Origin of the sequence: Rickettsia africae ESF-5, from assembly GCF_000023005.1 — a bacterium.
Taxonomy (GTDB): domain Bacteria; phylum Pseudomonadota; class Alphaproteobacteria; order Rickettsiales; family Rickettsiaceae; genus Rickettsia; species Rickettsia rickettsii.
Genome location: NC_012633.1, coordinates 463,627 through 489,467, shown reverse-complemented (window position 1 = coordinate 489,467; position 25,841 = coordinate 463,627). Strand labels below are relative to the sequence as shown.

Here is a 25,841-nt window from a genome sequence, read left to right as displayed (position 1 = left end):
AATACATCATGCTATCATTTCAGCAAGTTTTAATATAATGAGTAAATAAATGACTACAGGATTACTACAAGGAAAAAAAGGCTTAATTACAGGTATTGCAAATAATATGTCAATATCGTGGGGCGATTGCACAGCTTGCTAAAAAACACGGAGCAGAGCTATGGTTTACTTATCAATCGGGAGTACTAGAAAAACGAGTTAAACCACTCGCTGAGGAAATAGGTTGTAATTTTGTTAGCGAACTTGATGTTACGAAGCCAAAATCAATTAGTAATTTATTTGATGATATAAAAGAGAAATGGGGTAGCTTCGATTTCTTACTTCACGGTATGGCTTTTGCCGATAAAAATGAATTAAAAGGACGTTATGTTGATACTAACTTAGAAAATTTTCATAATTCTTTACATATATCATGTTACTCTCTTTTAGAACTCTCAAGGTCCGCAGAAGCCTTAATGCATAACGGCGGAAGCATTGTGACATTAACTTACTACGGCGCTGAAAAAGTTATACCTAATTATAACGTTATGGGAGTAGCCAAAGCTGCACTTGAGGCTAGTATAAAATATCTAGCAAACGATATGGGAGAAAATAATATTAGGGTAAATGCTATTTCGGCAGGACCTATCAAAACTTTAGCATCTAGTGCAATAGGTGATTTTAGTACTATGCTTAAATCTCACGCTGCAACCGCACCGTTAAAACGTAATACTACCCAAGAAGACGTAGGAGGAGCAGCAGTATATTTATTTAGTGAATTATCTAAAGGTGTTACCGGTGAAATCCATTATGTAGATTGCGGTTATAATATTATGGGAAGTAATAAATTATTGTAGGGATTAATGTCATTCCCGCAAAAGGCTTGCTTGTGTAGACCAATAAAATCCACTGTGTCACCCCGTGGCTTGACCACAGGGTCCATAAAAACAATAAAAATACTAATATTATTAGTATTTTAAGCTAGATTCCGTGAATAAATCACGGGATGACAACTGTATTTTTCAAGTCACACAACAAAATCATCACAATCCATGATTTCTTTTTTTGAGGTGTTCAGGTTTTGGAGGAACAGGCGGTTTTTTAGATTTTGCCTGAACCTTTTTAGCCTCTAACGGCAATGCCAGATTATTGAATCTATTTAATTCTTTTGAGATTTGTTTTAACTGTTCTTGTACTTCTATCTTTAAAGGAGTATGGGAATTTTTCATTTCCCTATTTATTATTGTGCCTATTTTCTCAAGATTTTCTTTAGAAATAAAATATGATTTTATACCTATATAATTAACAATCTTTGACCACCAAGTTTGTCCTTTATCTAATCCTTGATATATTACATCTACTAAATCATTTTTTTTGAATGTTAATATATAATCAGAAACTCCTTCTAAAGATTTAGATAAATGCCTTTTTATTTCTCCTTGTCTCTTATCTTCAATATTTACTTTTTTGTCTTTCTTAAGTTTTGTTATTGCTTTTTCAATTATTGAAGATATCTTAGTTTCTTTTCCTGCATGTGCTTTATTTTCTAAATTTTCTTTGGTATTAAAATTTATATTAGTTCCTATTTTAGCATCTACTAATTGTTTAGCATACTTACCGTTAGGATCTTGTATTTCTCGCTCTATCTCAGCAGATTTTAAACCTAATTTTGTATATATATCTGATTCTCGGAAAAGTGGAGCATATAATAAAAAATTAATACTTTGAGCTATTCTACTATCTATCAAATCTTTAGAATCTCTTTTGGAATAAAATTTTTCTTGTAAAATACGATAGTGATCTAATATTTCCTGTGTTATATCTTTTACATCAAGAGATTGTAATTCTCCTTTATCATTAAATTTTGCTTTCATACCTGAGCGTTTGGCTTCCAATAATAATATTTCTTGAAAAACTTTATTATTAGGAGTACGACAAACGAAATTAGGATCGTTATCCGGCATTAATTCATTTGCATTTTCCATTATTGCTTGATTGAGTTTATGTAATTGCTCTTTATTAAGTTTTTTATCTAACAAACTTATAAAAGCTTCTCTTTGTTTTTGTTTACTTGCAGTACTAAAAGCCTGCTGCATCTTTTGCAAAACAACAAAATCAAAATTTTTGTTACCTATTTCTTGGATAACTAAATTTGCTAAATTTTTTGTTTCAGTATTCACTGTTTCTTTTTTATTTTTTGTAGCCATATTGAGTATTAATCTCACTTATAATTATTTAAATATTAATGATAGATTAAATTAACTTCTAGATGTTTTTACTATATTTATAATCAAAACTTTAAAACAGTATCTAGTAAGTCATACTGGTTCTGAGCTATTACCCAAAATTTCTATTGATTCTATTGTTTCATTATGCGATTGACTATGCATTACTAAATCTAAAATACTTGAAGATGCTAAATTGCTAATATAAACACCTTGTATATCATTTAATACATAATCAACCACTAATAATTTAGAATCAGCAGAAGTTCCATATAATGACATTTTTGCCTCAAATAATTTTTTAAATGTATCTAATTCAAGTAATTCTTCACATACAGCATGTTCTTTAATATCTCTACTTACAAATAAACTCATTATGCTTCGTGCTAAACTATTTTTAATATACATGCCTTTTAAGCATTCAATAAAATTTTCAAAAAAATTTAGTTCTTCAAAAGGAATGTTGAAATCAGGTAATAATTCTTGATATAATTTTTGCTGCAATTCCTTTTTTTCAATTAGTTCTTCAAAAGGAATGTTGAAATCAGTGAACAATTCTTGATATAATTTTTTCTGCAATGCCTCCTCCTCAAATTTTTTCAAATAGAAATTATCAATTAATAGCTTGTAAAGCTCAAGTATCCCACTAGGAAAGTTAATTTTCAAAGTTCCTTTTTTATCAATTTCTACAGTAAACCTGTTTTCTTTTGCTTCTAAATATATTAGATCTCGAAATATACTATCCTCTTTTGTTCTACGAAGTAAAAAAGCTGCATCTTTAGAATCAACTAAATCTAAAGCATGTTTCATTATTGTTGCATTAAGCTCATGTAACATATTGTTAGATATCACCTCTGCTGCATCTGCTAGAAAAGATTTTTTATCATCTATTTTTAATTTCCTTAAATTTTCTAGAACTTCTAAAGTTATTTCTCCTTGTTGAATTTTTTTAAGTAACTCATAATAGTTGCGAAATTTTACTTCTTGATTTTTGCATCCTAACCCGGCATAAACATTGCATCCTGATTCTTGCTTTTGAGCTAATCCAGGATATTCTTTTTCAATTTCTCTAGGTTTATTAATAAAAGAACTCATAATGTCTTTTAGCTTCATATAATTTATTCCTTATATTTAATAAGAAGTATTATATTTAGTTAAGAAATATTAACAAGTACTTTATAGAAGATTAAGATAAATTAATTTTTATTGAGAGGATGATGCAACAATGCTTTTTTGAGATGATTAGTTTGAAGATGAGTATATATTTGGGTAGTAGATATATCAGCGTGACCAAGCAGCTCTTGAATTACTCTTAAGTCTGCTCCGCCCTCAAGCAAATGACTTGCAAAACTGTGACGTAATATATGCGGAGAAATATACTCAGGGTTAAGTCCTGCATAAAGGGCAGCAGATTTTAACAGAATAGCAAAATTTTGCCTAGTCATATAACCCGCTAAAGCTGATGAAGGAAATAAATAAATTAGATTTCTGGGTTTAGCTTTATTCACAAAAACACCTCTAATTGCAAGATATTTAGCAATACTGATAACTGCCTGTTCATTTATTACTATGACTCTTTCCTTATTACCTTTACCAAGTACCGAAAATATTTTTCTTACTTCTCCTTTAGACGTTTTATTAGTCAGAATATCAGCAAGCTTAAGACTAACAAGCTCCGAGACTCTAAGACCGCTAGCATAAAGCAAATGAATCATAGCATTAAGCCTGATACCTTCAGGAGAATTATCTTGAGAGCAATGTTCAAGTAACGATTTAATTTGAGCTATAGATAATATTTCGGGAAGTTTATTTTGATATTTGGGCAAATCTACGTTAAGAACCGGATTAAACGCGGTATGGTTTTCGCTAATTAAAAATTCATAATAACTTTTTATAGTTGAGATTTTTCTGTTGATTGAGCGTGCTTGCAAATCATTACTTGCTAGATACTCAATCCAGTCTCTAATATTCTCAGTAGTAATATTTAATTCAGATAATTTGTGTTTAGCAAGATAATTTTGAAAATCGAATAAGTCACGCTTATAGCTAAGTATAGAATTTTTTGACAATGCTCTCTCGGCTAAAAGCATTTCTAGGAATTGCGCAATAAATCCCATAAGATGTTTTAATTTCTATAATGGAGGCCAGGGTCGGAATCGAACCGACGAATAGAGGATTTGCAGTCCACGGCATTACCACTTTGCTACCCAGCCTAATCAGTGTCATACCACAATCCTATGTCATTCCTGCGAAAGCAGGAATCCATAAACGGATAATTGTATTTTTACTGGATTCCCGCTTTCGCGGGAATGACATAAATACTACCAACATCGATACAAAAAAGCAACTATTTTTATATTAAACTCCTAATCCTTGCAGGATATTTAAACGATTTATCCTTCATACAATTCAAGAACTGCTAACTGAATCTACTATATCGTCATTTTTAATATGGGGAACATTCAGTAATTCCTTTAAAATTATGCTTGATTGTTTAGGTATTAGAACACTAGCTGATTGAAATAAAGGAACTACCGAGGCGAATCTTGTAACTTTATCAAAGCGTGGCTTAATTCCTATCACTCTAATATTACCACCTAAAAATCCTATATCTTGAATCAATTGTTGACCACTTGCTTTATCTTCGATTAATATAAATTTTGGCTGATATTCTCTAGCTAATTTTTCCGTCAAATTCTTAAGCTCAGGATAATTAATTTTTTTCCGTACTAATGATACTAGATAATATTTCTGAATCCCCATATATTACAAACACTATAATCGGAATCTTCGGAACTCTTAATTGCCGTATCCCAGCTTTGCACAAAATAATCAAATCTTGAAGGTAGATTTTCATAAAATCTAATATCTTCCATATTCAGTAACGATGACCTTTGTGCTATCGGTTCTTGTAAATATTGAGCATTATCATTATAGCTACCTATTTCCTGCTCTAATTTCATTAAACAATCAAGAGGTTCTTTAATAGCTGTCTAATAACTTTACCACTAAGATATTGATATTCTTTATTCATTAATTTAAAGGAGTAACCTTGAATGCTAATCGCCGGAATTTTTAAATGATGCCATGAATTGCTATTATTAAGTAGATAACCGGATAAATCATCCGTATGCAGACGCTGCATAACTAAAACTATCGCTCCCTTATTACGATTATTTAGTCTGCTAACAAAAGTTTGCTCAAACCAATCTATAAACTTTCTTACGTATTTTATAAGAATGAATTTGCTTGGGGTTATGAGGATCATCGATAATTAAGATATCACCGCCCTCACCTGGTTGCCGATCCTCCAACCGATGTTGCAAATCTAAAGCCATTAGCTGTCGTTAAAAACTTACTTTTTTGATTATGGGGTTTACTAAGGATAGTACTTGGGAAAAGTTCTTTATACCAATCAGAATTTAAAATGAACTGACAATCTAGTGAGTGTTTAATGCTAAGTATTTGAGAATAGCTGGCAACCATAATCCTTTTGGTAGGATTAACCCCCAATAAATAAGCAGGCCGAGCAACGCTAACACAAATAGATTGTAGTAAGCTCCTTGGCGGTAAATTATTAAACGATTAATATCACCGCTTTGCACGGCATTTAAATAATCGGTAATTATTCTTATATGCTTACTTGGATAATACTCCGCTCCAGGATTAATAGTATTAAATACCTTAATTATAAAACTATGAAAATCCTATCGTAAAATAGAATTTAAGAGTTCTTTAGAGTGGAGCATATTGTACCTACATCGTCATTGCGAGGAAAAATTGTAAGTTTTGACTAAGCAATCTCAGGCAAGATTCCTGAGATTGCCACGCTCCTTGAAATCGCTTGCAATGACCTTAAAATCTTATCATAAATTATCATTGCCATTAATCCCCTATAGTATATAATTTTGAAAAATAATATATTTATCTATGAAATTACTAAAAATTATTTTTATCATTACTATATGCATTAATTTTCCCATATTCGCAGAAAATTTAGAGTCGGTTACTACAACCGAAGATATTGAAAATGACGTATTTATCCCTCTTGATGAAAATCATCCTATTTTAAATCCAAACGATAATATTAATGATAGTTCTGAGTTTAAAAATTATACAAATGGCAAAATTATTGCTCTAAATAACATTACTGCTACTTCTGAAGAGATAGATTTGAAAGTCGGGGAAGAAAAATATTTCTGTAATATAAAAATCAAATTGCACAAATGTATAAAAAACCTTGATCCATATAATGAAGATAATTATTTGTTGATGACCATAACGGAATATAAAATAGACGAAGATCCTAATTTACTCTTTCAAGGATGGATGATTTCTTCAAGCATTTCACTTTCAACGTTTGAACACCCAATCTACGAAATTTTTGCTAAAGATTGTTTTTAGATGCAATATTTAATTTCAAGTTTAATATTTTTAATTCCAAGCCTTGGGATGCTGGCGGGCTTATCCGCTGCAGCTACTGTTACAATGTTTTTGCTTATATCATTCCTGCGAGGTATTAATCGTCATTGCAAGCGACTGAAAGGAGTGTGGCAATCCAGTAACAATGTCATACCGTGGCTTGACCACGGTATCCAAAAAATAAAAAAAGACTGGATCCCACTACAAGCTCACGGGATAACAATGTTATTCACCGCTTGGTGCTTTATATCTTGTTTATTCGCAATTCATCTTATTAATAGCTTAGCTACTTTTACTCAAGTTTTTATACTCTTATTTCTTGGCTTTGCAGTTAGTAATTCTGCTCCTTTTCAAAATCGCTTACAACTTAAAAAAGCCTTAATATTCGGAATTCTCACAGCAATATTATTATTCTTCATCGAATATTCTTCTAATGGATTTTTAACAAGAATATTCAAAACTAGTTTTGGCTTATATATGCTAGATCGTGGTTGTGCTTTACTTTCAATTACCGCTTGGGTAGCGATTATAATTTTACTTTCTAACGGTAAAAAACGACATACCTTAATGCTATATATATTAGTACTTTATTTACTAAGTATTTCCGATAGTTTAGCAAGTTTTTTAGGCTTCGGTATAGGAGGAGTAATATTTATTTTAACAAGATTTATGAAGCCGATATTTTTCAAATTAATCGCAATAAGTTTAATTACCGGCTCGTTACTATTTCCTGTGATAGCTAAACAAATAGAACCACAAGATTTATCTGAAAAATATTTAGCTACACAACCTTCCGCTGCTCATCGTTTATTTATTTGGCATTTCGTCGCAAACAAAATCATTGAAAAGCCGATTTTAGGCTATGGCTTAGCTTCTTCTAAATATATCAAAGCTGGTGATAATGAAATGATCGATTACAACGGAGAAAAATGGCATCCTTTGCCGCTTCATCCTCATAACAATATATTACAAATTACTCTTGAACTCGGTATAATAGGTTTAATATTATTTTTATGCTTAGTTTATAAATATCTCAAACAAATTAGTAATCTCGAAAATAAAAATTTCAAGGCAATTTCCTATGCATGTTTTATAAATTACTATATTATCGGCATGATTTCATATAATATTTGGCAAATATGGTGGATATCAAGCGGTATTTGGGTACTAGTTTTAATGAAGCTACTAGTTAAACCTGATATTGTCATTGATAATTGATGCTATTTGAGGTAAATATAGAGTTAAGTATCATTAAATCTACGTCATTGCAAGCAGCCGTAGGCTGCGTGGCAATCTCATCAAATATCCTGAGATTGCTTCGTCGCATTACTGTGCAATTCTTCTCGCAATGACGGAACAATATAATAAAAAACATATGCTACAAAACTCAGAACTTTTACAAGAATATCTACCGATTGCTATATTTTTCGGTATTGCGGTATTGGTTTCCGGTTTAATAATGATTCTACCTAACCTATTATCGACAAAAAAATATAATAAAGATAAGCTAGAACCTTATGAGTGCGGTTTTGAGCCTTTTAGCGATGCAAGATCAAAATTTGACATATGTTTTTACTTAGTTGCTATTTTATTTATTATCTTTGATCTTGAAATTGCATTTTTAGTGCCTTGGGCTATTAGTCTTAATACGATAGGTAAAATAGGCTTTTTCTCAATGATGTTTTTCTTATTCGTACTTATTATCGGGTTCATATATGAATGGAAGAAAGGAGCTTTAGACTGGTAGTAATATGAAAAATAATTTTTATCAAGAAGACGAATTATTAAGTAATGAGCTTTCTAATAGAGGATTCTTACTCACTAAAGTTGATGACGTTATAGGCTGGGCGAGAGCTAATTCCTTATGGCCTATGACTTTTGGGCTTGCTTGTTGTGCTGTTGAGATGATGCAGGCAGCAGCAAGTAGATATGATATGGATCGCTTCGGTATGTTATTTAGACCAAGTCCAAGACAGTCCGACCTTATGATAGTTGCAGGAACGCTTACTAACAAAATGGCACCAGCTCTACGTAAAGTATATGATCAGATGACTGAACCTAAATGGGTGCTTTCAATGGGTAGCTGTGCCAATGGCGGCGGCTATTACCACTTTTCCTATTCGGTAGTGCGTGGCTGTGATAGAATCGTACCGGTTGACGTATATGTCCCTGGCTGCCCTCCTACCGCCGAAGCATTAATTTACGGGCTGATGCAGTTACAGAAAAAAATTAAACGCACTACAGGTTTTAAGTATGACGCTAGACAAACTCATTGAAAGACTTGCAGCTAAATCTAGCATTTTAATAACTCCGATCACGGTTAAAGATTACCTAGCTTATAAAATCGAGCCGAATTTTTTATTGCCGTTTTTAAAAGCTTTAAAAGAATCGGAAGAATTACGCTTCACTTTACTTACTGATTTATTTGGGGCTGATTTTCCTCAGAATAACGTAGTCAATTCAGTTGGGCTTGGCCACAAGGAGCAAGGCGCGAAGCCTATAACTAATAGGAGAACGACGAGCGACAATGTAGGCGAGTCCAAATCAATTGACTATAAAAGGTTTGAAGTAGTATATAATTTATTAAGCTTAAAATTAAATAAGCGTCTTATAATAAAAGTATATATATCTGAAAAAGAAACTATACCTTCAGCAATGAATATATTTAGTGCCGCTTGTTGGTATGAGCGTGAAGTTTATGATATGTACGGGATAAATTTCGAGGGTAATGACGATAAAAGACGCATACTAACCGATTACGAATTTGAGGGGCATCCATTACGTAAAGATTTCCCGTTAACAGGCTATACACAAGTTAAATATGATGAGAAGCTAAAGAAAGTAGCTTATGAACCGGTCGATTTAGACATAGAATATCGTGAGTTTGATTTTAGTTCGCACTGGCATAGCCCGAGTTATGTATTGCCAGGTGATGAGAAGGCAACCGATGTCATTCCTGCGAAAGCAGGAATCCAGAAATAAAATGAATGTCATCCTGTGACTTGATCGCGGGATCCAGAAAAAATACAAAAGACTGGACCCCGTGGTCAAGCGAACTAGGTGACAGTAGGAAAAATACTATGACTAACAACACCAAAACTATAACTCTAAACCTTGGTCCACAGCATCCGGCAACTCACGGAGTTTTAAGGTTAATCCTTGAGATGGACGGGGAAGTAGTAAATAATGCCGACCCTCATATTGGGTTACTTCATCGTGGTACGGAAAAGCTTATTGAGCATAAAACATATTTGCAGGCTATACCATATTTTGATCGTCTTGATTATGTTTCACCGATGTGTCAGGAACATGCATTTGCTTTAGCTGTTGAGTCGTTATTAGAATGCGAAGTCCCACGAAGAGCTCAGTTTATCAGGGTACTATTCTCAGAGCTAACAAGAATTTTGAACCATACTTTGAATATTGGCAGCCAAGCTTTAGATATCGGTGCTACTACTCCTTTATTATGGCTCTTTGAAGAGCGAGAAAAGATCATGGAATTTTACGAGCATGTTTCCGGCTCTCGTATGCATTCAAACTACTTTAGACCGGGCGGGGTTGCAGCAGATTTACCCGAAGGTTTACTTGAGGATATAGATAAGTTTATAGAACAGTTTCCTCCTAAACTTCACGATATTGAAAGTCTACTAAATGAAAATAGATTATGGAAACAACGTTTAGTAGATATCGGCGTTGCGTCGCAAAAAGAGGCAATGGACTGGGGGTTTTCAGGACCAATGCTTAGAGGTTCGGGTATAGCTTGGGATTTACGCAAATCAAACCCTTATGACGTTTACGATGAAATGGACTTTAAAGTACCAATCGGCAAGAACGGTGATTGTTACGACAGATATTTCGTTCGTATGCTTGAAATGTACGAATCAATCAAGATAATCAAGCAATGTATAGAAAAAATGCCGAAAGGTGCAATTAAAACCGATGATCCTAAATTAACACCACCGACAAGAGCCAAAATGAAAGAATCTATGGAAGCAATGATTCATCATTTTAAGCTCTATACGGAAGGATATGACGTCCCAGCCGGCGAGACCTATAAAGCTGTAGAAGCCCCTAAAGGCGAATTTGGTGTATATTTATACTCGCAAGGAGGTAATAGACCTTATAGATGTCGTATTAAAGCACCCGGCTTTGCTCATTTGCAAGGACTAGATTTTATGTCTAAAGGTCATTTAATGGCAGATGTTATTACTATTATTGCAACGCTTGATATAGTATTTGGTGAGATAGATAGGTAATATATTTGTCATGCCGCAGGCTTGTACTTGCGTTACTCTGTCATTCCTGCGAAAACAGGAATCCATAAAATAAAACAATACATTTAAAAAACAAAAAATGTATTGGGTATATATATTATGCTCTAATAAGCATGGTACTATATTGGTATTACTAATAATATAATAAGTCGTGCTTATGAACATAAACAAAAAATAATAAAAGGTTTTACCTCAAAATATAATATTATAAAACTTGTTTATCAAGACAGAAGAATTTACTGATATTCAAAAAGCACTTACAAGAAAAAAACTTGAAAAAATGGCAACGTAGTTGGAAAATAGAACTGATAGAAAAAACTAATCCTGAATGGAAAGATTTAATTAAATAGTTCTACGGATTCCTGCTTGCGCAGAAATGACATAAAACTATACAGTACTAAAAATATATGAATACAAAAATTACAAATTTTACATTTGATAAGAAAAATTTAAATCTAGCAGAAGAGATTATAAAAAAATATCCACCGCATGGAAAAAGAAGTGCAATACTTCCGCTGCTTGATCTAGCACAACGTCAAAACGGCGGCTGGCTACCTGTTCCTGCTATCGAATATGTCGCAAATATGTTAGCAATGCCTTATATACGGGCTTATGAGGTTGCAACATTTTATACTATGTTTAACTTAAAGCGAGTTGGTAAATATCATATCCAAGTATGTACTACTACTCCTTGCTGGCTGCGTGGTAGTGATGATATAATGCAAGTTTGCGAAAAGAAATTAGGTGTACAACTCAAAGAAACTACTGAAGATCAAAAATTTACTTTAAGCGAGATAGAATGTTTGGGAGCATGCGTTAACGCTCCGGTCGTACAGATTAATGACGATTATTATGAAGATCTAACTCAAGAAAAAATGGGGGGAATAATAGACAAGCTTCAAAATGACTAGAATCTTATTATTATTACTTGGATTTTATCAATATTTCATTTCTCCACTACTTGGCAATAATTGCCGGTTTCACCCCACTTGTTCTGAATATGCCAAAGAAGCTATATCAATGCACGGCAGCATAAAAGGCTTGTGGTTTACCTTTAAAAGAATCATCAAATGTCAACCGTTTTGCAACGGTGGATATGATACCGTTCCAATCTCTATAAAAAATTCTAAACCACTTAATAAAAAAATATAAATTATGTTTATTGTAAACCTTAAATATACCTTAGGCTTAGATCTTTCTTCTGTTGAAAAATTTATTACGAAACATAGAAAATGTTTAGATACATGTTATGATAAAGGACATTTTATTAGGTCCTATACATCCAAGAATTGGCGGTATTATTTTAGCTAATATAGAAACACTAAGTCAACTTAAAAATATATTAAGATAAGATCCTTTTTATATAAATAATATAGCTGAATATGAAATTACTAACTTCACTCCTACAAAATGGAATAAGAATTTAAATATTTTTTTTCAAAAACATGAATAAACTAATTCCTGTACCTCGTGAATTTTTTGCAAGAGATACTAATGTAGTAAGCACTGAGTTAATCGGTAAAGCTCTTTATTTCCAAGGTAAAACAGCTATCATTACTGAAACTGAAAGCTATATAGGGCAGAATGATCCTGCTTGCCATGCAGCAAGAGGGCGGACAAAAAGAACGGATATAATGTTTGGTCCTGCAGGCTTTAGCTATGTCTATTTAATTTACGGAATGTATTATTGTTTAAATTTCGTAACCGAAGCTAAAGGCTTCCCTGCTGCAACCTTAATAAGAGGCGTACATGTTATTTCGCCTGAAAATCTATACCTCAACGGTCCGGGTAAATTATGCAAATATTTAGGAATTAATATTTCTCATAATAAATGCGATCTTATAAATAACAACGAATTTTTTGTCGGCGATATCGGCTTAAAGCTACCCTACTCTACTACTGCTCGTATAGGTATTACTAAAGGCACGGATAAATTATGGCGTTATGTTGTTACAGATATCACTAATTTAATCTCTCAATATAATGTACAGCCTTAATAAGGTCATATTGACTTACGGCAAAAGGACCTCGAAAAGGTTTGTCTAATATAAATAATAACAAAAGCATTGATGATGAAGTGATACAAACTAAACCAACCGAAATCTTATGTAAATAAAGCTTGGTGCCAAACATACAGACAAAAATTAAATTAATAGCAGTCATTATACACACAACTATCCAATATTGAATATTTAAGGAAAAATAGGACATTTTAATCCTGTTATACCTTACTGTATAAAGCTCTTTTATCTCCTCAATGATTTCCTGCTTAGTCAATAGCTGCACTTGCTCGCTTGCTTTATAAGCTTGTAGTCTCTTATTAATATCTTGGAGGAAACTAAGAGCTTCATGACCGATTTGCTTGCCGTCTTTCATTAATTGCCATTCACGCCGCATTACACCTTTGGTATAATTTTTAATATCTAGATAAATTGTAGGCCTCATTTCATGAGGAAGCCAACCTACACTATCTGCAAGCCTCATCAACACTATAGATTCTGCTGCCACCCCTTCTTGTGCTTCATTAAAATTACCGAGTAAATAAATTAATACCAAACCGGTTGATACCGCATACATACTACCGACTACACCCGATAAAAACCCGCCAAGACTTCCAAGCTCTTCTTTTTGAAAATTATTAGGAATAATGTATTTTGTTAAATATAAACATCCCACACAAAAACTCATCAAAACAATATTTATTATGATGAATAAAACAATATTAGGAACGGTATAGATAAAGTCAATTATATGATTACATAGGTATTATTAACCATGTCCTGCTGAATATTTATGTAATATACTAGAAATAAGAGTTTGATAAGGTAATCCCTCATAAGCAGCTTTTTGTTTTATTCTCACTAAATCACTACTAGAAATATGAATATTTATTCGAGTATCTTTTTTTAAATAATTAGCTGCTGCCACTTGTGATATATGTTTCTCTTGTTCAAAATTTTTAATTCTTTGCCATTCATCATTTTCAAAAGATTCCAGCAATGCGTTTTCTTCAGCATCTAGTATTATATTTGATATATTCTCTTTATTTCTCATTACTTTTTCCTATTTTTAGATATTTCTGAGTAGCTTTGTGACGTGGAATAATAGTATTTAAAAAAACTGTTCCATCAACTTCACTAATAAAAGGCACTAAATAGGCGTATTCATTAAATTTAACTATATACATTTTTTGCTCTGAATATTTATTAGGATTTGGATGTTCTATTATATCCAATAAATAATTACTTTCTATAACTGATATTATTGCTTCAAAACTTACCTTGCGCTCACTTATTAAGTTATAATTTTTTTCAGCAGAAAAGCTATAATTACATTTCTTTGTCATCTTATGATACTAGTACAATGTATGCTTTATGTCAACACTACACTTCCATCTCTTCTAAGACCACTGTAGAATCAGCAAGTTTAGTAATTTTTTCAATTTTTAACCGAGCTTCTTTTAGTTTTTTCTCACAATGATTCTTAAGTAAAATACCTCTTTCAAAGCTATTAACTGCCGTCTCTAGACTCTCTTGTCCTTTATCTATTTTTTTAACAATTTCCTCAAGCTCTTTTAAAGCTTCTTCAAAGCTAATATTTGCTTCTAAAGTTTTAGTATTAGTCATTTATTTTTATTTTTTAATGGTTATCTGTAGTAATTGTGTCTTCAGTTGTTTGGGGTATAAGTAATTTTTTTAGCTCACTACTATCAAAAGTTTTCTTAGGAGCAAAAATACTCCCTTGCATTTTTATATTAAGATGTGCCAAGCTATCTTTATCAGAACTTGTATTTGAGGTATTTAACTTAACAAGCCTTGCCGGCACGTAAAATGACAAAATACTAGATGCATCCATATCAAAATTATATATATTAACTGCAAAAGAGGCCGCACCGCTACTATATTGTGTTGCAAATTTTACTTTCTTTAAAAGGGCAATACCTTTTTGTAGTTCAATATCACCGCTTATACCTCTAATATTTTCTTGTCCTGTGGTTATAGCACTATTTATATCTTTATCTAAATTTTGTACCTTATAATCAGCTGTATCAATTTTTTCTATAAAAGCATCAATTGCAAAATTATTAACATCTATATTGTTTATAGCAAATTGTGATTTTGTAGTAAGGTTATATAGCTGGCTTTGAAGAGTGTTACCGTTAGTTCCTAAACTACCGCTTATACTTATTTTTCCGCCACTTGCAGTAAATATTTTAGGCATAAGAGCTGAAACTTTGTTTAAATCTATTGTATTTAAAGCATATACGAAATTTATAGCATAAGGTTCTAATAAAATATTGCCGTTACCTTGAAACTTACCACCTAATAATTCTGCTTCAATATTATTAAATTGTAATAAATTATTATTATTTGCTACATAAAATTTAACATTTTTCAATATTAAATCATTTTGTAATAATGTCGACAATGTACCGGAAACTTGTAAGGTAGCTTTATCTAAACTATAATCATTTATTAATTTATTTCTTAAATTAAGCATTCCTGCCGGTGATAATAAATCAGTAGTAAGATTACCGTCCTTAATTTCTACGATCAAAGACGGTAATACACTCGATGCATCTAAGTTCCAGCTAGTTGATAAATAGCTGTTAGCAGTTTTAAAATCTAAATTACTAATTTTTATATTAGCTGGTACGATTTTAGCAAGCAAATTCATTTTGTCAAATACATGATCGTTATACTTAACGCTATCTATCAGAATATCTAAATTAGCTAAATATCCTATTGTTCTAATAGGGATGAATTTACTTGGATAATCTAGAGCTTTCATATCTTTAGTTAAATTTTTTGTAAATTCGATAAGCGGCGAAATTATTGGATACGTTCTACTGCTTAAGTCAAGCGAAGATATATTAAGCGTAGCGTCTAAACGAGGTGTTTGAGCAATAAATTTACTAGAAAAATTTCCTGATAAATTTAAATTATCTGTTTTGAGTAATAAATTTTTAAAAAATAAATCTATTAAAGTGAGTTTTAAATCCGATGACAAGCTAAAAGGAATAGCTTCTTTAATAGTAACGTCGTTAAATCCTAAAATATTCAGTAACGAATTTATATCGTTGTGCTTTAAATATAGCTGTCCATCGAACATACTTCTAACGGCATTCTGTGTTACATTACCTGTAAGCTTAAATTCTCCACCTGATTTAATATTACCTGAAAATTCATTTATCTTTAAAGTACCCTTTAATAAGTTAGAAGAAAAGACTATTTTTTTTAGTTCTTCATTATTACTTAAAATTATTTCGTTAATTGCCACGTTTGCTTTAAGTAATTTATTGGCAAAAATAAATCTACTATTTGAAGAAGAAGTATTAAATGTTACCTCTGCATTTGGAGAAATTAACGAACTTAAATCTATTTTAGGAAAATCTAGTTTTACATTAGTAGTAATATTATCATTTTTAGCAATGTTAACAAATCCATGACCAATAATAAAAGATGATGCTATTACTATGTCTTTTAGTTCTATTTCATCTTCATTATTTGAAATATTAAATTTAACGTTTACTGCCTCATGTTGATTAAATTTATTAAAAAGATGGTTTAAATCCGGTAATATATTATACATTACCGATGCTAAATTTTTAATCTGATATTCACCACTACCGCTAGTAAGCTTAGAATCTTTGTAAATTTGCGATAACTTAAAACCATAATCATTATTATCAATATTAAGACTAAAATCTACTATATCGTCACGTTTATTAATTGAACCTGAAATTTTACCTATATAGTTACTTGTAGTTTTAAATATGTAATTAGACGATAAAGCATTTTCTTTTTTTAATATACAATTATTAAAATTTAAAATAGAATAATCTTGTTTATTAATAATACTTAGATTAGTAACATTTAGATTTATATTTTGTAATTTATATTTAAAGAAATTCTTTATTAACTCTTCATGATTATAAATATTTAATACATTAGAATGTGAATAAAATTTAGCATCTAATATATCTATTTTATTAATTTTAGGATTAAATTTTATAAGCGACCACAACGAAAAATGAATTTTAATCTGCTCTAAATCTAACTTTCCTTCTTCTCTTATCGTCTCAATAACTAAATAGGACAAAGGAAATTTATTCATCTTTATTTTTCCGATATTTTCTTTCGCAATTCCTAAATGACTGGTAAAATTATTAGTAACCGAATTATAGTTAACAAACGATAATGCACCAAACATTATAAATAACAATAATGAAAAACAAATTATGACGCCGGCAGCTATTTTTTTTATCATGTCTGTAAAAAAGTTTTTAAATATATTATTATATATAACTATCAAAATTTAAAGACAAATTAATGAATTCTTTAGAAAATTTAATTTTAGTCGGTGTAATAAAATCATGTCATGGAATTAAAGGTCATGTAATGTTAAAATCTTTTACCGACCCTGCTACAAAAATACTTGAAAGAAATTTAGTAAATGAGTCAGGAGCAAATATACATATTAAGCTAATTAGCCAAAATGCCAAAGGAGAATTAATTTGTACATTTAATGATATAGCTACTCGAAATGAAGCTGAAAATTTAAAAGGTTATAAAATATTTTGCTTAAGAGCAAGTTTACCGGAACTAGAAGAAGATGAATTTTATATAGCAGATTTAACTCATTTACCGGTATTAAACCAAGATCATAAAGAAATAGGCAAAATTAAAAATATTCTTAACTTTGGTGCCGGTGACATAATTGAAATAGAATTTTCAGATCAAACAACCGAATTATTACCTTTCAATAAAGAATTTTTTCCTATTATAACTAAAGATTATGTGATTTTAAATTATCAAAGAGAAGCTTGAATAATTTACCGTAGTTTTCAATTTCTTTATAGTACCCCACGATTCTTATTCACCTCTGTCTCATCCCGTGGCGTGACCACGGGATCCAGTTAAAAATACTAAATTTATTAGTATTTATTGTTTTTATGGCCCCCGTGGTCAAGCCACGGGGTGACACAGTGGGTTTTACCGGTCCACGCAACAACGCCTCGTGGGAATGACATAGAATATAATTATTTTAATCCTTAATTGAGTAAATTATATAAAATTGACAATTAATCCTTAAATACTATAATTAATATTATGTATATAAATAGAAGGTTAAGCTCTATGCCTAAAACTTTAAAATACTCACTTATTATATTTATAAGTATAATATTATTATTAATTGTTATTCCTTTCTTTATTCCTTTAAATAATTATAAAGGAATAGTAATAGATAAAGTTAAAGAGGCTACAAATAGAGATTTAACTATTAACGGCGACATAAAATTATCTTTACTACCGCATCCCGCAATATCACTATCAGAAATTAAATTATCATCAATAAACGGTACAAAAGAACCTCATCTAGTTTCCGTTGAAGGTGCTAAAGCGTCATTGCGACTTTTTCCTCTTTTTAGAGGAGCAATTGAAGTAGCTTCTATAAAACTGCAAAAACCGATTATAAATCTAGAAGTTTTAAGTAATGGACAAAAAAATTGGCAATTTTCTACACCTAATAATGCATCCAAAACAAATGAACTTAGCTCTGTAGAATCTACCAATACTAAAACTGAATTAGCACTTCCTATTTTGATTAGTCATTTTAAAATTATAGACGGCAAAGTAATATATATAGAAAAAAACAGTGAGAAAATATTTAACGATATTAACTTAAAGACTAAAATTAAAAGCCTTAAAGGTCCTATAGATTTGACTTTAGCTTTAAAGGCTTTGGAACAGCAAATTAATATAGACGGCAATATTGAAGAAATCGGTAAAATAATTCCGTTAAGTGCCAATATTAATCTTGCCGGTGAAAAAATTAAAATCGAAGGGAAATTTGATAGCGAAAATAATTCGTTCATAGGTAACGCAAATATTAAAGGTAATACTAAAACTTTAGGTATGCCTGCTGATTTACAAAATGACTACGAGCTAACTACGGCAATTACTGCCGATAGTAAAAATATAGCTATTAAAGATGCTAGACTTAATTATCCAAATATAGCATTACTAGCAAATGCAAATTATGATATAGAGCGTAATAACCTGAAATCAAATATTATTATCAATCCCGGTAACATTATAACCGAGATTAGCTCTAATTTAGATAAGACAAATATTATGCTACAAGCTGATAGTTTAAAACCTATACTTGATGCTCTAAAACTAAAGACCAATAAATTACCGCCTATTATTAACCAAAAACTTATACTTACTTCTAATGTAATTAGTAATTCTCAAGCAATAAAATTACAAAATATTAATTTATCGGCTGCAAATAGTAATCTAACGGGAGATATTGAGCTTAAAAATTTAGCACAAGATATAACTATTTCGCACAATCTAAAAATTAATAATTTTGAGTCGTTTATGTCTCTTATGGGAGTAAGTAATTTAAGTCAGATTGGAGTATTGCAGTTAAACGGAGGAGTGCAAAAAATTAAAGATACTTTCCATATTAATAATAAAATATCCGCTTTTAATACTAATATATCTATTAAAGGAGATATTAATTTAGAAACTCAGAAGCCCAATTTTAATCTTAACTTATATAGTCCGTTAGTTAATTTGGATAAAATTCTTACAAGTAATAGTCCTACTCCTGCTCCAAATAAAACTAATAGTCCTGCTACTCAAAACATACCTACAGCTAAAAATAATTCTCCTTGGTCAAATAATCCTATTAATTTAGGGTTTTTAAATGAAATTGAAGGGCAATTATCCGCAAATATTGATAAATTAACTAACAACTCATTAATCATAAATAATTTAAAAGCAAAATTAAATATCACCGGCGGCACGCTGAATATTACTTCAGTTAATGCAAGCATTTACGGTGGCGAACTAAGTAGCACCGGTTATGTGAGTTCAGCCAAAGATCAAAATGCTGCAATTAAAATCGATTTAAAAAATGCCTATCTCAAAAGTTTCACTCCGCAATCGGATAAAATAAAAATAACTGATGGGCGACTAAGCTTTAAAGCCGATCTTACTTCTCGCGGTAATAGCGTTTATACATATGTTAATAATCTAAATGGACAATTTAACGTAAATAGCGATAACGGGGAAATAAGCGGATTTGATTTAAACCGAATCGCAGATGCGGTAAATAATGCTAAAAATACCGAAGGAGTATTGCGACTTATTAACAGCTCCTTTAGTGGCGGATCCACATCTTTCAAAAATTTAATTGCCAGAGGAAATATAACGCAAGGCAAGCTTAATTTAAATGAATGTAGTTTAGATGCTTCACCTGCTACAACAAATGCAAGCGGTCAAATTAACTTACCACAATATATGATGGATGTTAGTGCAAGCGTTACTATTGCGGATTTACCGCCTATAGCCGTTAAATTATACGGATTCATAAATAATCCGCAGCATAAATTAGACGTTCAAGCCTTTCAAACATATTTAGTTAAAAACGTATTTAATAGCGTTATTAAAGACTTAAAAAGCGGAGAGAAGAAACCTGAAAATATTATTAAAGATGCTTTGAGTCTCAGAAAGAAAAAGGATACAAATACAGAGGAACAAAACAGCCCTCCGCAGGAAAACCAACAAGCAGATCCTGTGAATAAGCTTCTACAAAAAGGATTGAAAAAACTGTTTTAATGTGACCGTCACGAATGTTGTGTGACTTATTATTCCTCTCTATGTCATCATCCAGCAAAACATATAATATAGTGTAGTAACAATGTTGAAGTTATTTTTTCTAGACTTAGTTAGCAAGCAACTAGATGACAGTGCAAAACTCATAAATACCCACGTTTTGATACAGTTATTCCTGTGCCAAACCTAATTAGATACAAATCCTTTGTTTCCTCAGTATCTAATACCAAATTAGGTATGTTTTTAGGGAAATCTTGAATTACTTTAGTAATTTTTGCTGCTTCTTCATCATAATTTGCCTTTTTCAACAAAATAATAAGGTCTTCATATAATGATTTTTTATTTGGATTTAACCCTATAGCTCTTTTGATAGAAGCGAGTGCTTCCTCCGGATTTATTTTATGTAATTTATTAAAAAACTCTTCGTGAGAGTATGCTTTACTTGAATCTAGTTCAATAGCTTTCTTTAATGATTTAATCGCATTATCTTGTTGTTTTTCCATTAAAATAGAACTTAAACTATGAAAAAATTCAGCTTCTCTATTGTTATATTTTTCAGTTTTATCATAAGTTTCAATAAAATTTGAAAGTTCTTCAGGATCAGTTTCAACGAATCTTCGTAGATTGTCTTTTTCTTCTTGATATTGGATATCTGTGATGAAGATCGAGATATTTTTTCACTACTTGCTTTAGCAATTTCAGAAGTTTTAAACTTCCAATAAGGCAAAATTTCATTTTTATATGGTTGACAAATGCATACTCCTTGCTCCCCTTTACTCTATAGCTTTCCGGGCATTTACGATACTCAATATCATTTTTCCATTTATAACTTTTATTATCAAAATTTAGATAGCTTGGTTTTTCCATAACTTATGATATATTTGTAATTAATAATTTATAACCACAATTTCAATGTAAGTAAATAAATCTGAAGTTTGTAAAGCTAAGTAAGTAGTTTAAATAAACTTTAATTTAAAATCGTATGATTAAGAAAATAGTACAAAATACGAAAACTTTGCACGTACGTCCTAATGGAAGATCAGCTGATTACATAACGCCTAACTTCATGTATGGCTGTGCCGGAGGTTGCAGAAATAGTTATTGTTATGTTATGCATCATAACTATGAGACATTATATATCAATGAAAATATAGATCAAATACTTGACGTATTGGATAAACATATAGCAAATTTACCGACTAAAATTTCCAATCAAACAGATTCTAAATATTGGACATATAATATAGGTTGTTCTAACGATGTAAGTTTGCATTGGAAACACACTAATTGGTTAAAGATATTTAATTTCTTTAAAGAAGATCCACGTACTAAAGCAACTTTTGCTACTAAATATGTCAATCCTAAATTACTTAATTTTAATCCTGAAAACAAAATAAGGATTAGATTTAGTTTGATACCGACAAGAATGCGTGAGATATTAGAGCCAAAAACGCGTCCAATTATCGAGAGAATAAAAGCGGTGAATATTTTTATTGAAGCAGGTTACGAAGTTCATCTCAACTTTGCTCCTATTATTGTTTATGAAGGCTGGCTTACCGAATATGCAAAGTTATTTGAAGATTTAGGCTCAATACATAAACAACCAATATAAACCGTTTATAAAAGCAGAATGCATATTTTTAACGCATAACGATAAGCAGCATGAAAGAAATATTGCCTCAAATAGATTAGAGAGTGAAGCTTTAATTTGGCAACCAAATTATACAGGAAAATAAAGTAAGCAAATATGGAGGCAAGGCGGTACGTTATAAAGCCAGTATTAAGAGTAGTTTTATCCAACGATGGAGTGTGTTGCATGACAGGTTGCACCCATGGAATAAAATACGATATATATTCTAACTCTTCCTACTTATCAAAATTACGAAACAAAAGCATAAAATTTAAAAATTACAGTTATAAATAAAAAATCACTTGCATGAAAATACACTTATGATATGTTTCTTCACGTTGGGTTTCAATTTTAGCTTCTATAAAAGTAACCCAACACTATTATCTCTCAGCTAATAGTGGATATAGTGTTAGTTGAGTACAAGAGTAAAAATATAAAAAACAAGTAAAATATCGAATAGGCAAAAAATCGTTTAGCTTGTTTGTTATCAGGGGTGTCATAGAATAAAGAACCGGCATAATATAGAAATACTACCCCAAGGATACCAGAAATTATTAAATATATAAAATTATTCATTCCAATAAAAAAAGGCATTAGCGAAACAATAAATAAAAGAATACTGTAAATTAGAATTTGTTTTTTAGTATATAAAGTCCCCTTTACTGCAGGCATCATCGGTACTTTACAGTTTTTATAGTCATCGTTACAGAATAAAGCAAGAGCCCATGAATGCGGCGGCGTCCAAATAAAAATAATCAAAAATAATATAATCGACTCTAGAGATATAGTATTGCTTACCGCTGCATAACCTATCACAGGAGGTAATGCTCCCGATACTCCGCCAATAACGATATTTTGTATAGAACGACGCTTTAACCAAATAGTATAAATACAGATATAATAAAAAATAGTGAATAGCAGTAAAAAGGATGCAAGTAGATTAACACATAAAGCCATAAAAAATACTGCAAAAAATCCCGTTATCAAACCAAAAGATAAAGCTTCATCAGATTCTATAACTCCTCTTACTATCGGTCTTTTTTGGGTACGTTTCATTAAGCTATCGATGTCTCTATCGTACCACATATTAATTGCCCCTGCACTACCTGCCCCAAGCGCTATGCAAACAACTGCAATACCAGCAATAAACGGATGCACAGAATAAGGAGCAAGCCACATACCTACAAAACCCGTAAAAATCACAAGCGACATTACACGCGGTTTCATAAGTAAAATATAGTCTTTAACAGTACTTTGTGAATGATTAATTTTACCTAAATTGATTGGTCTTACTAAGGAACTCATATGAAATATTTTTTAATTAAATATAAAAAGTTTTAGGTTAAAAATCAATGATTGACTTTGATGCAAGAAATGTATATATTTTTTTGTAATTCAAATAATAAATAATAAGTTAAGGATATTATCAGTGACAAAAATTGTTCGTTCTAAATATAAAGCTAGTAGAAGACTTGGAGTAAGTCTATGGGGTGATAGCAAGGATGCTTTCAATACACGAAATTATCGTCCCGGGCAACATGGGCAGAATACCATGATTAAAACTTCAGATTATGGTTTACATTTAAAAGCTAAACAAAGATTGAAATGCCACTACGGTCGTGTCACTGAAAAACAATTTAGAAATATTTTTGCACTTGCTCAAAAAATGAAAGGTAATACCGGTGAAAATTTCATTGGGTTACTTGAAAGTAGACTTGATACGGTAGTTTATAGAATGAATATAGCTCCAACTATTTTTGCTGCAAGACAGTTAGTTTCACACGGACATATTAAACTAAACGGTAAGAAAGCCGATATCGCAAGCATACGACTCAAGGCAGGCGATGTTATAGAAGTTAAAGAATCCGTAAAACAAATACCGCTTATCCAAGAATCCGTTTCAAAACAAGGTCAAACAACACCGGGATATTTATCATTTGATGTACCTTCATTAACCGGTAAATATTTAAGAGTTCCTGCTCTTTCTGATGTCCCATATCCTTTTGAAGCAGAAGTGCATTTAGTAATCGAGTTATATTCTCGTTAATAATTATAAAAAGGCAGGTTTTATTTAGCTGCCTTTTTACTTTCTTCCCTACACCTACATTTTTTCTTTATACTATAATACAACTTATCACCTAATTCGGTAGCTTTTATTAAAGATAGATTAGTTAAAAATTTAACGTCTGAGCTAAGAAAAAACTGTAATTTTTGACGAAGCAAGGAAGTATAAAAATGCTAATTTTTAGTATTTTTTTATTATTTTTATGGAGTGCCACGCTACTTTCAATTGCTCAAAAGGTAATTGCTGCGTGGATCAGTTTTTCAGTTGTTTTTGGATACCGTGGTCAAACCACGGTATAACACCGAGTGCCTTTTTCGATACACACAACAACGCCCACTCACAATAACGATATCTATTTTTAATAAAAATAATAGCTGCTTCTACCTTTTCCAAAAAGTTAGCATATGGAACGCATTTAATAATTAGCGGTATAATTGGTTTTATTGTAAATGGGACAACAGGAAGCAGTCTTTTTGTTTCGGCAACTCTTGCTGATGAAATCTTAATAACCGAAGGGTATTTTCAGAAACATTATCTTACTTCTGCCACATTTAAAGGAAATTTAATCTACCCTATTACTACAAATCTCATCACAACTTTTCCTAATTATTCAGTACCAATTTATTTAACTTCTACAGCTGCAATAGTAGGCTTAGCATATTATGGGACTGATTTCTTAAATTATCAGGAAAATTTAAAAGAAATTCAGATAAACTTAACTCCTAATATTAGGGTAATTGATCCTAATATACTTTCTAACAATTTTAAAAATGATTCAAAAAATGAAATTAAAGATGTAACCCAAGGGTTTTAGATTTAATTGAAGCATACATAAATAGTAGTTTTATTAACTATACCGGAAATGATGGCAATACATTAATTGCATTAACCTTACTCATACAGGACCCTAATGCTGATATAGGACCTCTTGTTTCTCAAGGAGCAAAAATCAGTATTTTATGGTGTGGAAAAAATATAATAAGCACACTATTCCAATCATATAAAGTTTCTTTAACACAAAATACTCAAGATTTAATCGAACAAAAAACTTTAGAACTGTTACTAAACGAAGAATATAAAAGTAAAATCTTAGGATTAAAGGATATAGAAGCTATTACTAATAATTTATTTAATGATCTTAATAATACTTTCACTATTGGAATTTTACAATTAGGGAATTTAACCACTCAAAAAATTATACAGCTTATTGCATTGCAAGATATAATGAATTTAGTTCCAGGAGCTATTATATTTAATGCGTTTGAAAATATTAAGGAAAGATTTTTAAATATATTATATCAACTGAATATTTCTTACAGGCAAGAAGCCAGAGGAAATTAACGAAAATACAGCTTCTATAGTAAGAAATATATCCTCTAATACTTCAAATATCTTGTTAACTGATTCTGCTCAATTTATACAAAATCAATATGCCAAGCAACTTAAAGCTAAAAAAGAAATATCAAAAAAAATGTTGTTTTTAGATAGCACAAAAAATACTATAACTACTATACTAGATATCTCCAATAAATTCATAAAATCACTTTACTATATTTATAAAGTAAAAAATGGAGAGATTACGCCTGAGCAAGCTCTACTACTTAATCCTTGACTTGA

The 25,841-nt window shown here is 31.0% G+C and carries 26 protein-coding genes, 1 tRNA gene and 3 pseudogenes; 15 read left to right on the top strand and 15 right to left on the bottom strand.

Annotated elements, in window-relative coordinates; all coding sequences use genetic code 11:
* Window positions 1-49: 49 nt before the first annotated feature.
* Window positions 50-836: pseudogene (fabI, locus tag RAF_RS02535) on the top strand (enoyl-ACP reductase FabI).
* A 186-nt stretch (window positions 837-1,022) separates the two neighbouring features.
* On the opposite strand, the gene RAF_RS02530 reads toward fabI, so the two are convergent.
* From RAF_RS02530 to RAF_RS02505, 7 genes are all read right to left on the bottom strand, one after another.
* Window positions 1,023-2,186 (bottom strand): DUF5410 domain-containing protein, encoded by a 1,164-nt coding sequence (locus RAF_RS02530; protein ID WP_041471840.1) that lies wholly within the window; start codon window positions 2,184-2,186, stop codon window positions 1,023-1,025.
* A gap of 111 nt (window positions 2,187-2,297) precedes the next feature.
* Window positions 2,298-3,317 carry a DUF5410 family protein gene (locus tag RAF_RS02525; protein ID WP_012719616.1) on the bottom strand — a complete coding sequence of 340 codons (1,020 nt, stop codon included), beginning with the start codon at window positions 3,315-3,317 and terminating at the stop codon, window positions 2,298-2,300.
* Window positions 3,318-3,400: 83 nt separating this feature from the next.
* Window positions 3,401-4,321, bottom strand: a complete 921-nt coding sequence (locus tag RAF_RS02520; RefSeq protein ID WP_004995969.1) for a site-specific tyrosine recombinase XerD — start codon at window positions 4,319-4,321, stop codon at window positions 3,401-3,403.
* Window positions 4,322-4,342: 21 nt separating this feature from the next.
* Window positions 4,343-4,417, bottom strand: a tRNA-Cys gene (locus RAF_RS02515).
* A gap of 196 nt (window positions 4,418-4,613) precedes the next feature.
* Window positions 4,614-4,898 (bottom strand): phage terminase large subunit, encoded by a 285-nt coding sequence (gene terL, locus RAF_RS09740; protein ID WP_234943924.1) that lies wholly within the window; start codon window positions 4,896-4,898, stop codon window positions 4,614-4,616.
* A 44-nt stretch (window positions 4,899-4,942) separates the two neighbouring features.
* The gene (locus RAF_RS09735; protein WP_234943923.1) at window positions 4,943-5,167 is read right to left on the bottom strand and encodes a hypothetical protein; all 225 of its coding nucleotides are present in this window, start codon (window positions 5,165-5,167) and stop codon (window positions 4,943-4,945) included.
* Complete coding sequence (locus RAF_RS02505) at window positions 5,167-5,472, bottom strand: hypothetical protein (protein ID WP_041471839.1); 306 nt, start codon at window positions 5,470-5,472, stop codon at window positions 5,167-5,169. The genes RAF_RS09735 and RAF_RS02505 overlap by 1 nt, the downstream gene beginning before the upstream one ends.
* A gap of 662 nt (window positions 5,473-6,134) precedes the next feature.
* On the opposite strand from RAF_RS02505, the gene RAF_RS02500 reads away from it, so the two are divergent.
* The 10 genes and pseudogenes from RAF_RS02500 (at window position 6,135) to RAF_RS02465 (ending at window position 12,897) form a co-directional block, all read left to right on the top strand.
* Window positions 6,135-6,608 carry a DUF2155 domain-containing protein gene (locus tag RAF_RS02500; protein WP_012719615.1) on the top strand — a complete coding sequence of 158 codons (474 nt, stop codon included), beginning with the start codon at window positions 6,135-6,137 and terminating at the stop codon, window positions 6,606-6,608.
* Window positions 6,609-7,844, top strand: a complete 1,236-nt coding sequence (locus RAF_RS02495) for an O-antigen ligase family protein (RefSeq protein ID WP_012719614.1) — start codon at window positions 6,609-6,611, stop codon at window positions 7,842-7,844.
* Window positions 7,845-8,001: 157 nt separating this feature from the next.
* Window positions 8,002-8,373, top strand: coding sequence for an NADH-quinone oxidoreductase subunit A (locus tag RAF_RS02490; RefSeq protein ID WP_012737002.1), 372 nt, complete (start codon window positions 8,002-8,004; stop codon window positions 8,371-8,373).
* 4 nt (window positions 8,374-8,377) lie between these two features.
* Window positions 8,378-8,902, top strand: a complete 525-nt coding sequence (locus tag RAF_RS02485; RefSeq protein WP_012719613.1) for a NuoB/complex I 20 kDa subunit family protein — start codon at window positions 8,378-8,380, stop codon at window positions 8,900-8,902.
* Window positions 8,880-9,608, top strand: coding sequence for an NADH-quinone oxidoreductase subunit C (locus RAF_RS02480; RefSeq protein WP_012719612.1), 729 nt, complete (start codon window positions 8,880-8,882; stop codon window positions 9,606-9,608). The genes RAF_RS02485 and RAF_RS02480 overlap by 23 nt, the downstream gene beginning before the upstream one ends.
* Before the next feature lie 98 nt (window positions 9,609-9,706).
* Window positions 9,707-10,882 carry an NADH dehydrogenase (quinone) subunit D gene (gene nuoD / locus RAF_RS02475; RefSeq protein ID WP_014273401.1) on the top strand — a complete coding sequence of 392 codons (1,176 nt, stop codon included), beginning with the start codon at window positions 9,707-9,709 and terminating at the stop codon, window positions 10,880-10,882.
* A gap of 97 nt (window positions 10,883-10,979) precedes the next feature.
* Window positions 10,980-11,250: pseudogene (locus tag RAF_RS10550) on the top strand (GIY-YIG nuclease family protein).
* A 57-nt stretch (window positions 11,251-11,307) separates the two neighbouring features.
* Window positions 11,308-11,811, top strand: a complete 504-nt coding sequence (nuoE, locus tag RAF_RS02470) for an NADH-quinone oxidoreductase subunit NuoE (protein ID WP_012719610.1) — start codon at window positions 11,308-11,310, stop codon at window positions 11,809-11,811.
* Complete coding sequence (yidD, locus tag RAF_RS07630) at window positions 11,804-12,052, top strand: membrane protein insertion efficiency factor YidD (RefSeq protein ID WP_012719609.1); 249 nt, start codon at window positions 11,804-11,806, stop codon at window positions 12,050-12,052. The genes nuoE and yidD overlap by 8 nt, the downstream gene beginning before the upstream one ends.
* A 293-nt stretch (window positions 12,053-12,345) precedes the next feature.
* Window positions 12,346-12,897, top strand: a complete 552-nt coding sequence (locus tag RAF_RS02465) for a DNA-3-methyladenine glycosylase (protein WP_012719608.1) — start codon at window positions 12,346-12,348, stop codon at window positions 12,895-12,897.
* Here RAF_RS02465 and RAF_RS02460 read toward each other — a convergent pair.
* The 5 genes from RAF_RS02460 to RAF_RS02440 all read right to left on the bottom strand — a co-directional run bounded on the left by RAF_RS02460 (window position 12,863) and on the right by RAF_RS02440 (window position 17,170).
* Entirely contained in the window at window positions 12,863-13,588 is a 726-nt protein-coding gene (locus RAF_RS02460) for a DUF4239 domain-containing protein (RefSeq protein ID WP_012719607.1), read from the bottom strand. The genes RAF_RS02465 and RAF_RS02460 overlap by 35 nt on opposite strands.
* An 81-nt stretch (window positions 13,589-13,669) precedes the next feature.
* Window positions 13,670-13,954: a hypothetical protein gene (locus RAF_RS02455; protein WP_041471838.1), complete on the bottom strand. Its 285-nt coding sequence runs from the start codon at window positions 13,952-13,954 to the stop codon at window positions 13,670-13,672.
* Window positions 13,944-14,246: a hypothetical protein gene (locus tag RAF_RS02450; protein ID WP_041471837.1), complete on the bottom strand. Its 303-nt coding sequence runs from the start codon at window positions 14,244-14,246 to the stop codon at window positions 13,944-13,946. Before RAF_RS02450 ends, RAF_RS02455 begins: the two co-directional genes overlap by 11 nt.
* 37 nt (window positions 14,247-14,283) lie before the next feature.
* On the bottom strand, window positions 14,284-14,526 hold the full coding sequence (locus tag RAF_RS02445; RefSeq protein ID WP_012719606.1) for an exodeoxyribonuclease VII small subunit: 243 nt from the start codon (window positions 14,524-14,526) through the stop codon (window positions 14,284-14,286).
* A gap of 13 nt (window positions 14,527-14,539) precedes the next feature.
* Window positions 14,540-17,170 carry an AsmA-like C-terminal region-containing protein gene (locus RAF_RS02440; protein ID WP_012719605.1) on the bottom strand — a complete coding sequence of 877 codons (2,631 nt, stop codon included), beginning with the start codon at window positions 17,168-17,170 and terminating at the stop codon, window positions 14,540-14,542.
* A gap of 62 nt (window positions 17,171-17,232) precedes the next feature.
* On the opposite strand from RAF_RS02440, the gene rimM reads away from it, so the two are divergent.
* On the top strand, window positions 17,233-17,730 hold the full coding sequence (rimM, locus tag RAF_RS02435; RefSeq protein ID WP_012719604.1) for a ribosome maturation factor RimM: 498 nt from the start codon (window positions 17,233-17,235) through the stop codon (window positions 17,728-17,730).
* A gap of 309 nt (window positions 17,731-18,039) precedes the next feature.
* On the top strand, window positions 18,040-20,532 hold the full coding sequence (locus tag RAF_RS02430; protein WP_041472011.1) for an AsmA family protein: 2,493 nt from the start codon (window positions 18,040-18,042) through the stop codon (window positions 20,530-20,532).
* A gap of 140 nt (window positions 20,533-20,672) precedes the next feature.
* Here RAF_RS02430 and RAF_RS02425 read toward each other — a convergent pair whose 3' ends face one another.
* Both RAF_RS02425 and RAF_RS02420 read right to left on the bottom strand, forming a co-directional pair.
* Window positions 20,673-21,032 (bottom strand): hypothetical protein, encoded by a 360-nt coding sequence (locus tag RAF_RS02425; protein ID WP_012719602.1) that lies wholly within the window; start codon window positions 21,030-21,032, stop codon window positions 20,673-20,675.
* 155 nt (window positions 21,033-21,187) lie between these two features.
* Window positions 21,188-21,396, bottom strand: a pseudogene (locus RAF_RS02420) (DUF4385 family protein); the annotation flags it as partial.
* A gap of 115 nt (window positions 21,397-21,511) precedes the next feature.
* Here RAF_RS02420 and RAF_RS02415 point away from each other — a divergent pair.
* Window positions 21,512-22,141 (top strand): spore photoproduct lyase family protein, encoded by a 630-nt coding sequence (locus RAF_RS02415; RefSeq protein ID WP_012719601.1) that lies wholly within the window; start codon window positions 21,512-21,514, stop codon window positions 22,139-22,141.
* A 405-nt stretch (window positions 22,142-22,546) separates the two neighbouring features.
* Here RAF_RS02415 and cyoE read toward each other — a convergent pair whose 3' ends face one another.
* Window positions 22,547-23,464 carry a heme o synthase gene (gene cyoE / locus RAF_RS02410; RefSeq protein ID WP_010977112.1) on the bottom strand — a complete coding sequence of 306 codons (918 nt, stop codon included), beginning with the start codon at window positions 23,462-23,464 and terminating at the stop codon, window positions 22,547-22,549.
* Window positions 23,465-23,588: 124 nt separating this feature from the next.
* On the opposite strand from cyoE, the gene rpsD reads away from it, so the two are divergent.
* Window positions 23,589-24,206, top strand: coding sequence for a 30S ribosomal protein S4 (gene rpsD, locus RAF_RS02405; RefSeq protein WP_010977111.1), 618 nt, complete (start codon window positions 23,589-23,591; stop codon window positions 24,204-24,206).
* Window positions 24,207-25,841: the final 1,635 nt, after the last annotated feature.

Coding starts and splice junctions, on each gene's coding strand:
- RAF_RS02455 (WP_041471838.1), bottom strand. CDS start 13,954: ATGAGAAATAAAGAGAATATATCAAATATAATACTAGATGCTGAAGAA.
- nuoD (WP_014273401.1), top strand. CDS start 9,707: ATGACTAACAACACCAAAACTATAACTCTAAACCTTGGTCCACAGCAT.
- RAF_RS02490 (WP_012737002.1), top strand. CDS start 8,002: ATGCTACAAAACTCAGAACTTTTACAAGAATATCTACCGATTGCTATA.
- RAF_RS02465 (WP_012719608.1), top strand. CDS start 12,346: ATGAATAAACTAATTCCTGTACCTCGTGAATTTTTTGCAAGAGATACT.
- RAF_RS02425 (WP_012719602.1), bottom strand. CDS start 21,032: ATGGAAAAACAACAAGATAATGCGATTAAATCATTAAAGAAAGCTATT.
- RAF_RS02520 (WP_004995969.1), bottom strand. CDS start 4,321: ATGGGATTTATTGCGCAATTCCTAGAAATGCTTTTAGCCGAGAGAGCA.
- RAF_RS02500 (WP_012719615.1), top strand. CDS start 6,135: ATGAAATTACTAAAAATTATTTTTATCATTACTATATGCATTAATTTT.
- RAF_RS02415 (WP_012719601.1), top strand. CDS start 21,512: ATGATTAAGAAAATAGTACAAAATACGAAAACTTTGCACGTACGTCCT.
- RAF_RS02525 (WP_012719616.1), bottom strand. CDS start 3,317: ATGAAGCTAAAAGACATTATGAGTTCTTTTATTAATAAACCTAGAGAA.
- nuoE (WP_012719610.1), top strand. CDS start 11,308: ATGAATACAAAAATTACAAATTTTACATTTGATAAGAAAAATTTAAAT.
- yidD (WP_012719609.1), top strand. CDS start 11,804: ATGACTAGAATCTTATTATTATTACTTGGATTTTATCAATATTTCATT.
- rimM (WP_012719604.1), top strand. CDS start 17,233: ATGAATTCTTTAGAAAATTTAATTTTAGTCGGTGTAATAAAATCATGT.
- RAF_RS02430 (WP_041472011.1), top strand. CDS start 18,040: ATGCCTAAAACTTTAAAATACTCACTTATTATATTTATAAGTATAATA.
- RAF_RS02450 (WP_041471837.1), bottom strand. CDS start 14,246: ATGACAAAGAAATGTAATTATAGCTTTTCTGCTGAAAAAAATTATAAC.
- RAF_RS02485 (WP_012719613.1), top strand. CDS start 8,378: ATGAAAAATAATTTTTATCAAGAAGACGAATTATTAAGTAATGAGCTT.
- RAF_RS02460 (WP_012719607.1), bottom strand. CDS start 13,588: ATGAGTTTTTGTGTGGGATGTTTATATTTAACAAAATACATTATTCCT.
- RAF_RS02480 (WP_012719612.1), top strand. CDS start 8,880: ATGACGCTAGACAAACTCATTGAAAGACTTGCAGCTAAATCTAGCATT.
- cyoE (WP_010977112.1), bottom strand. CDS start 23,464: ATGAGTTCCTTAGTAAGACCAATCAATTTAGGTAAAATTAATCATTCA.
- RAF_RS02445 (WP_012719606.1), bottom strand. CDS start 14,526: ATGACTAATACTAAAACTTTAGAAGCAAATATTAGCTTTGAAGAAGCT.
- RAF_RS02505 (WP_041471839.1), bottom strand. CDS start 5,472: ATGATCCTCATAACCCCAAGCAAATTCATTCTTATAAAATACGTAAGA.
- RAF_RS02440 (WP_012719605.1), bottom strand. CDS start 17,170: ATGATAAAAAAAATAGCTGCCGGCGTCATAATTTGTTTTTCATTATTG.
- RAF_RS02530 (WP_041471840.1), bottom strand. CDS start 2,186: ATGGCTACAAAAAATAAAAAAGAAACAGTGAATACTGAAACAAAAAAT.
- RAF_RS09735 (WP_234943923.1), bottom strand. CDS start 5,167: ATGAAATTAGAGCAGGAAATAGGTAGCTATAATGATAATGCTCAATAT.
- RAF_RS02495 (WP_012719614.1), top strand. CDS start 6,609: ATGCAATATTTAATTTCAAGTTTAATATTTTTAATTCCAAGCCTTGGG.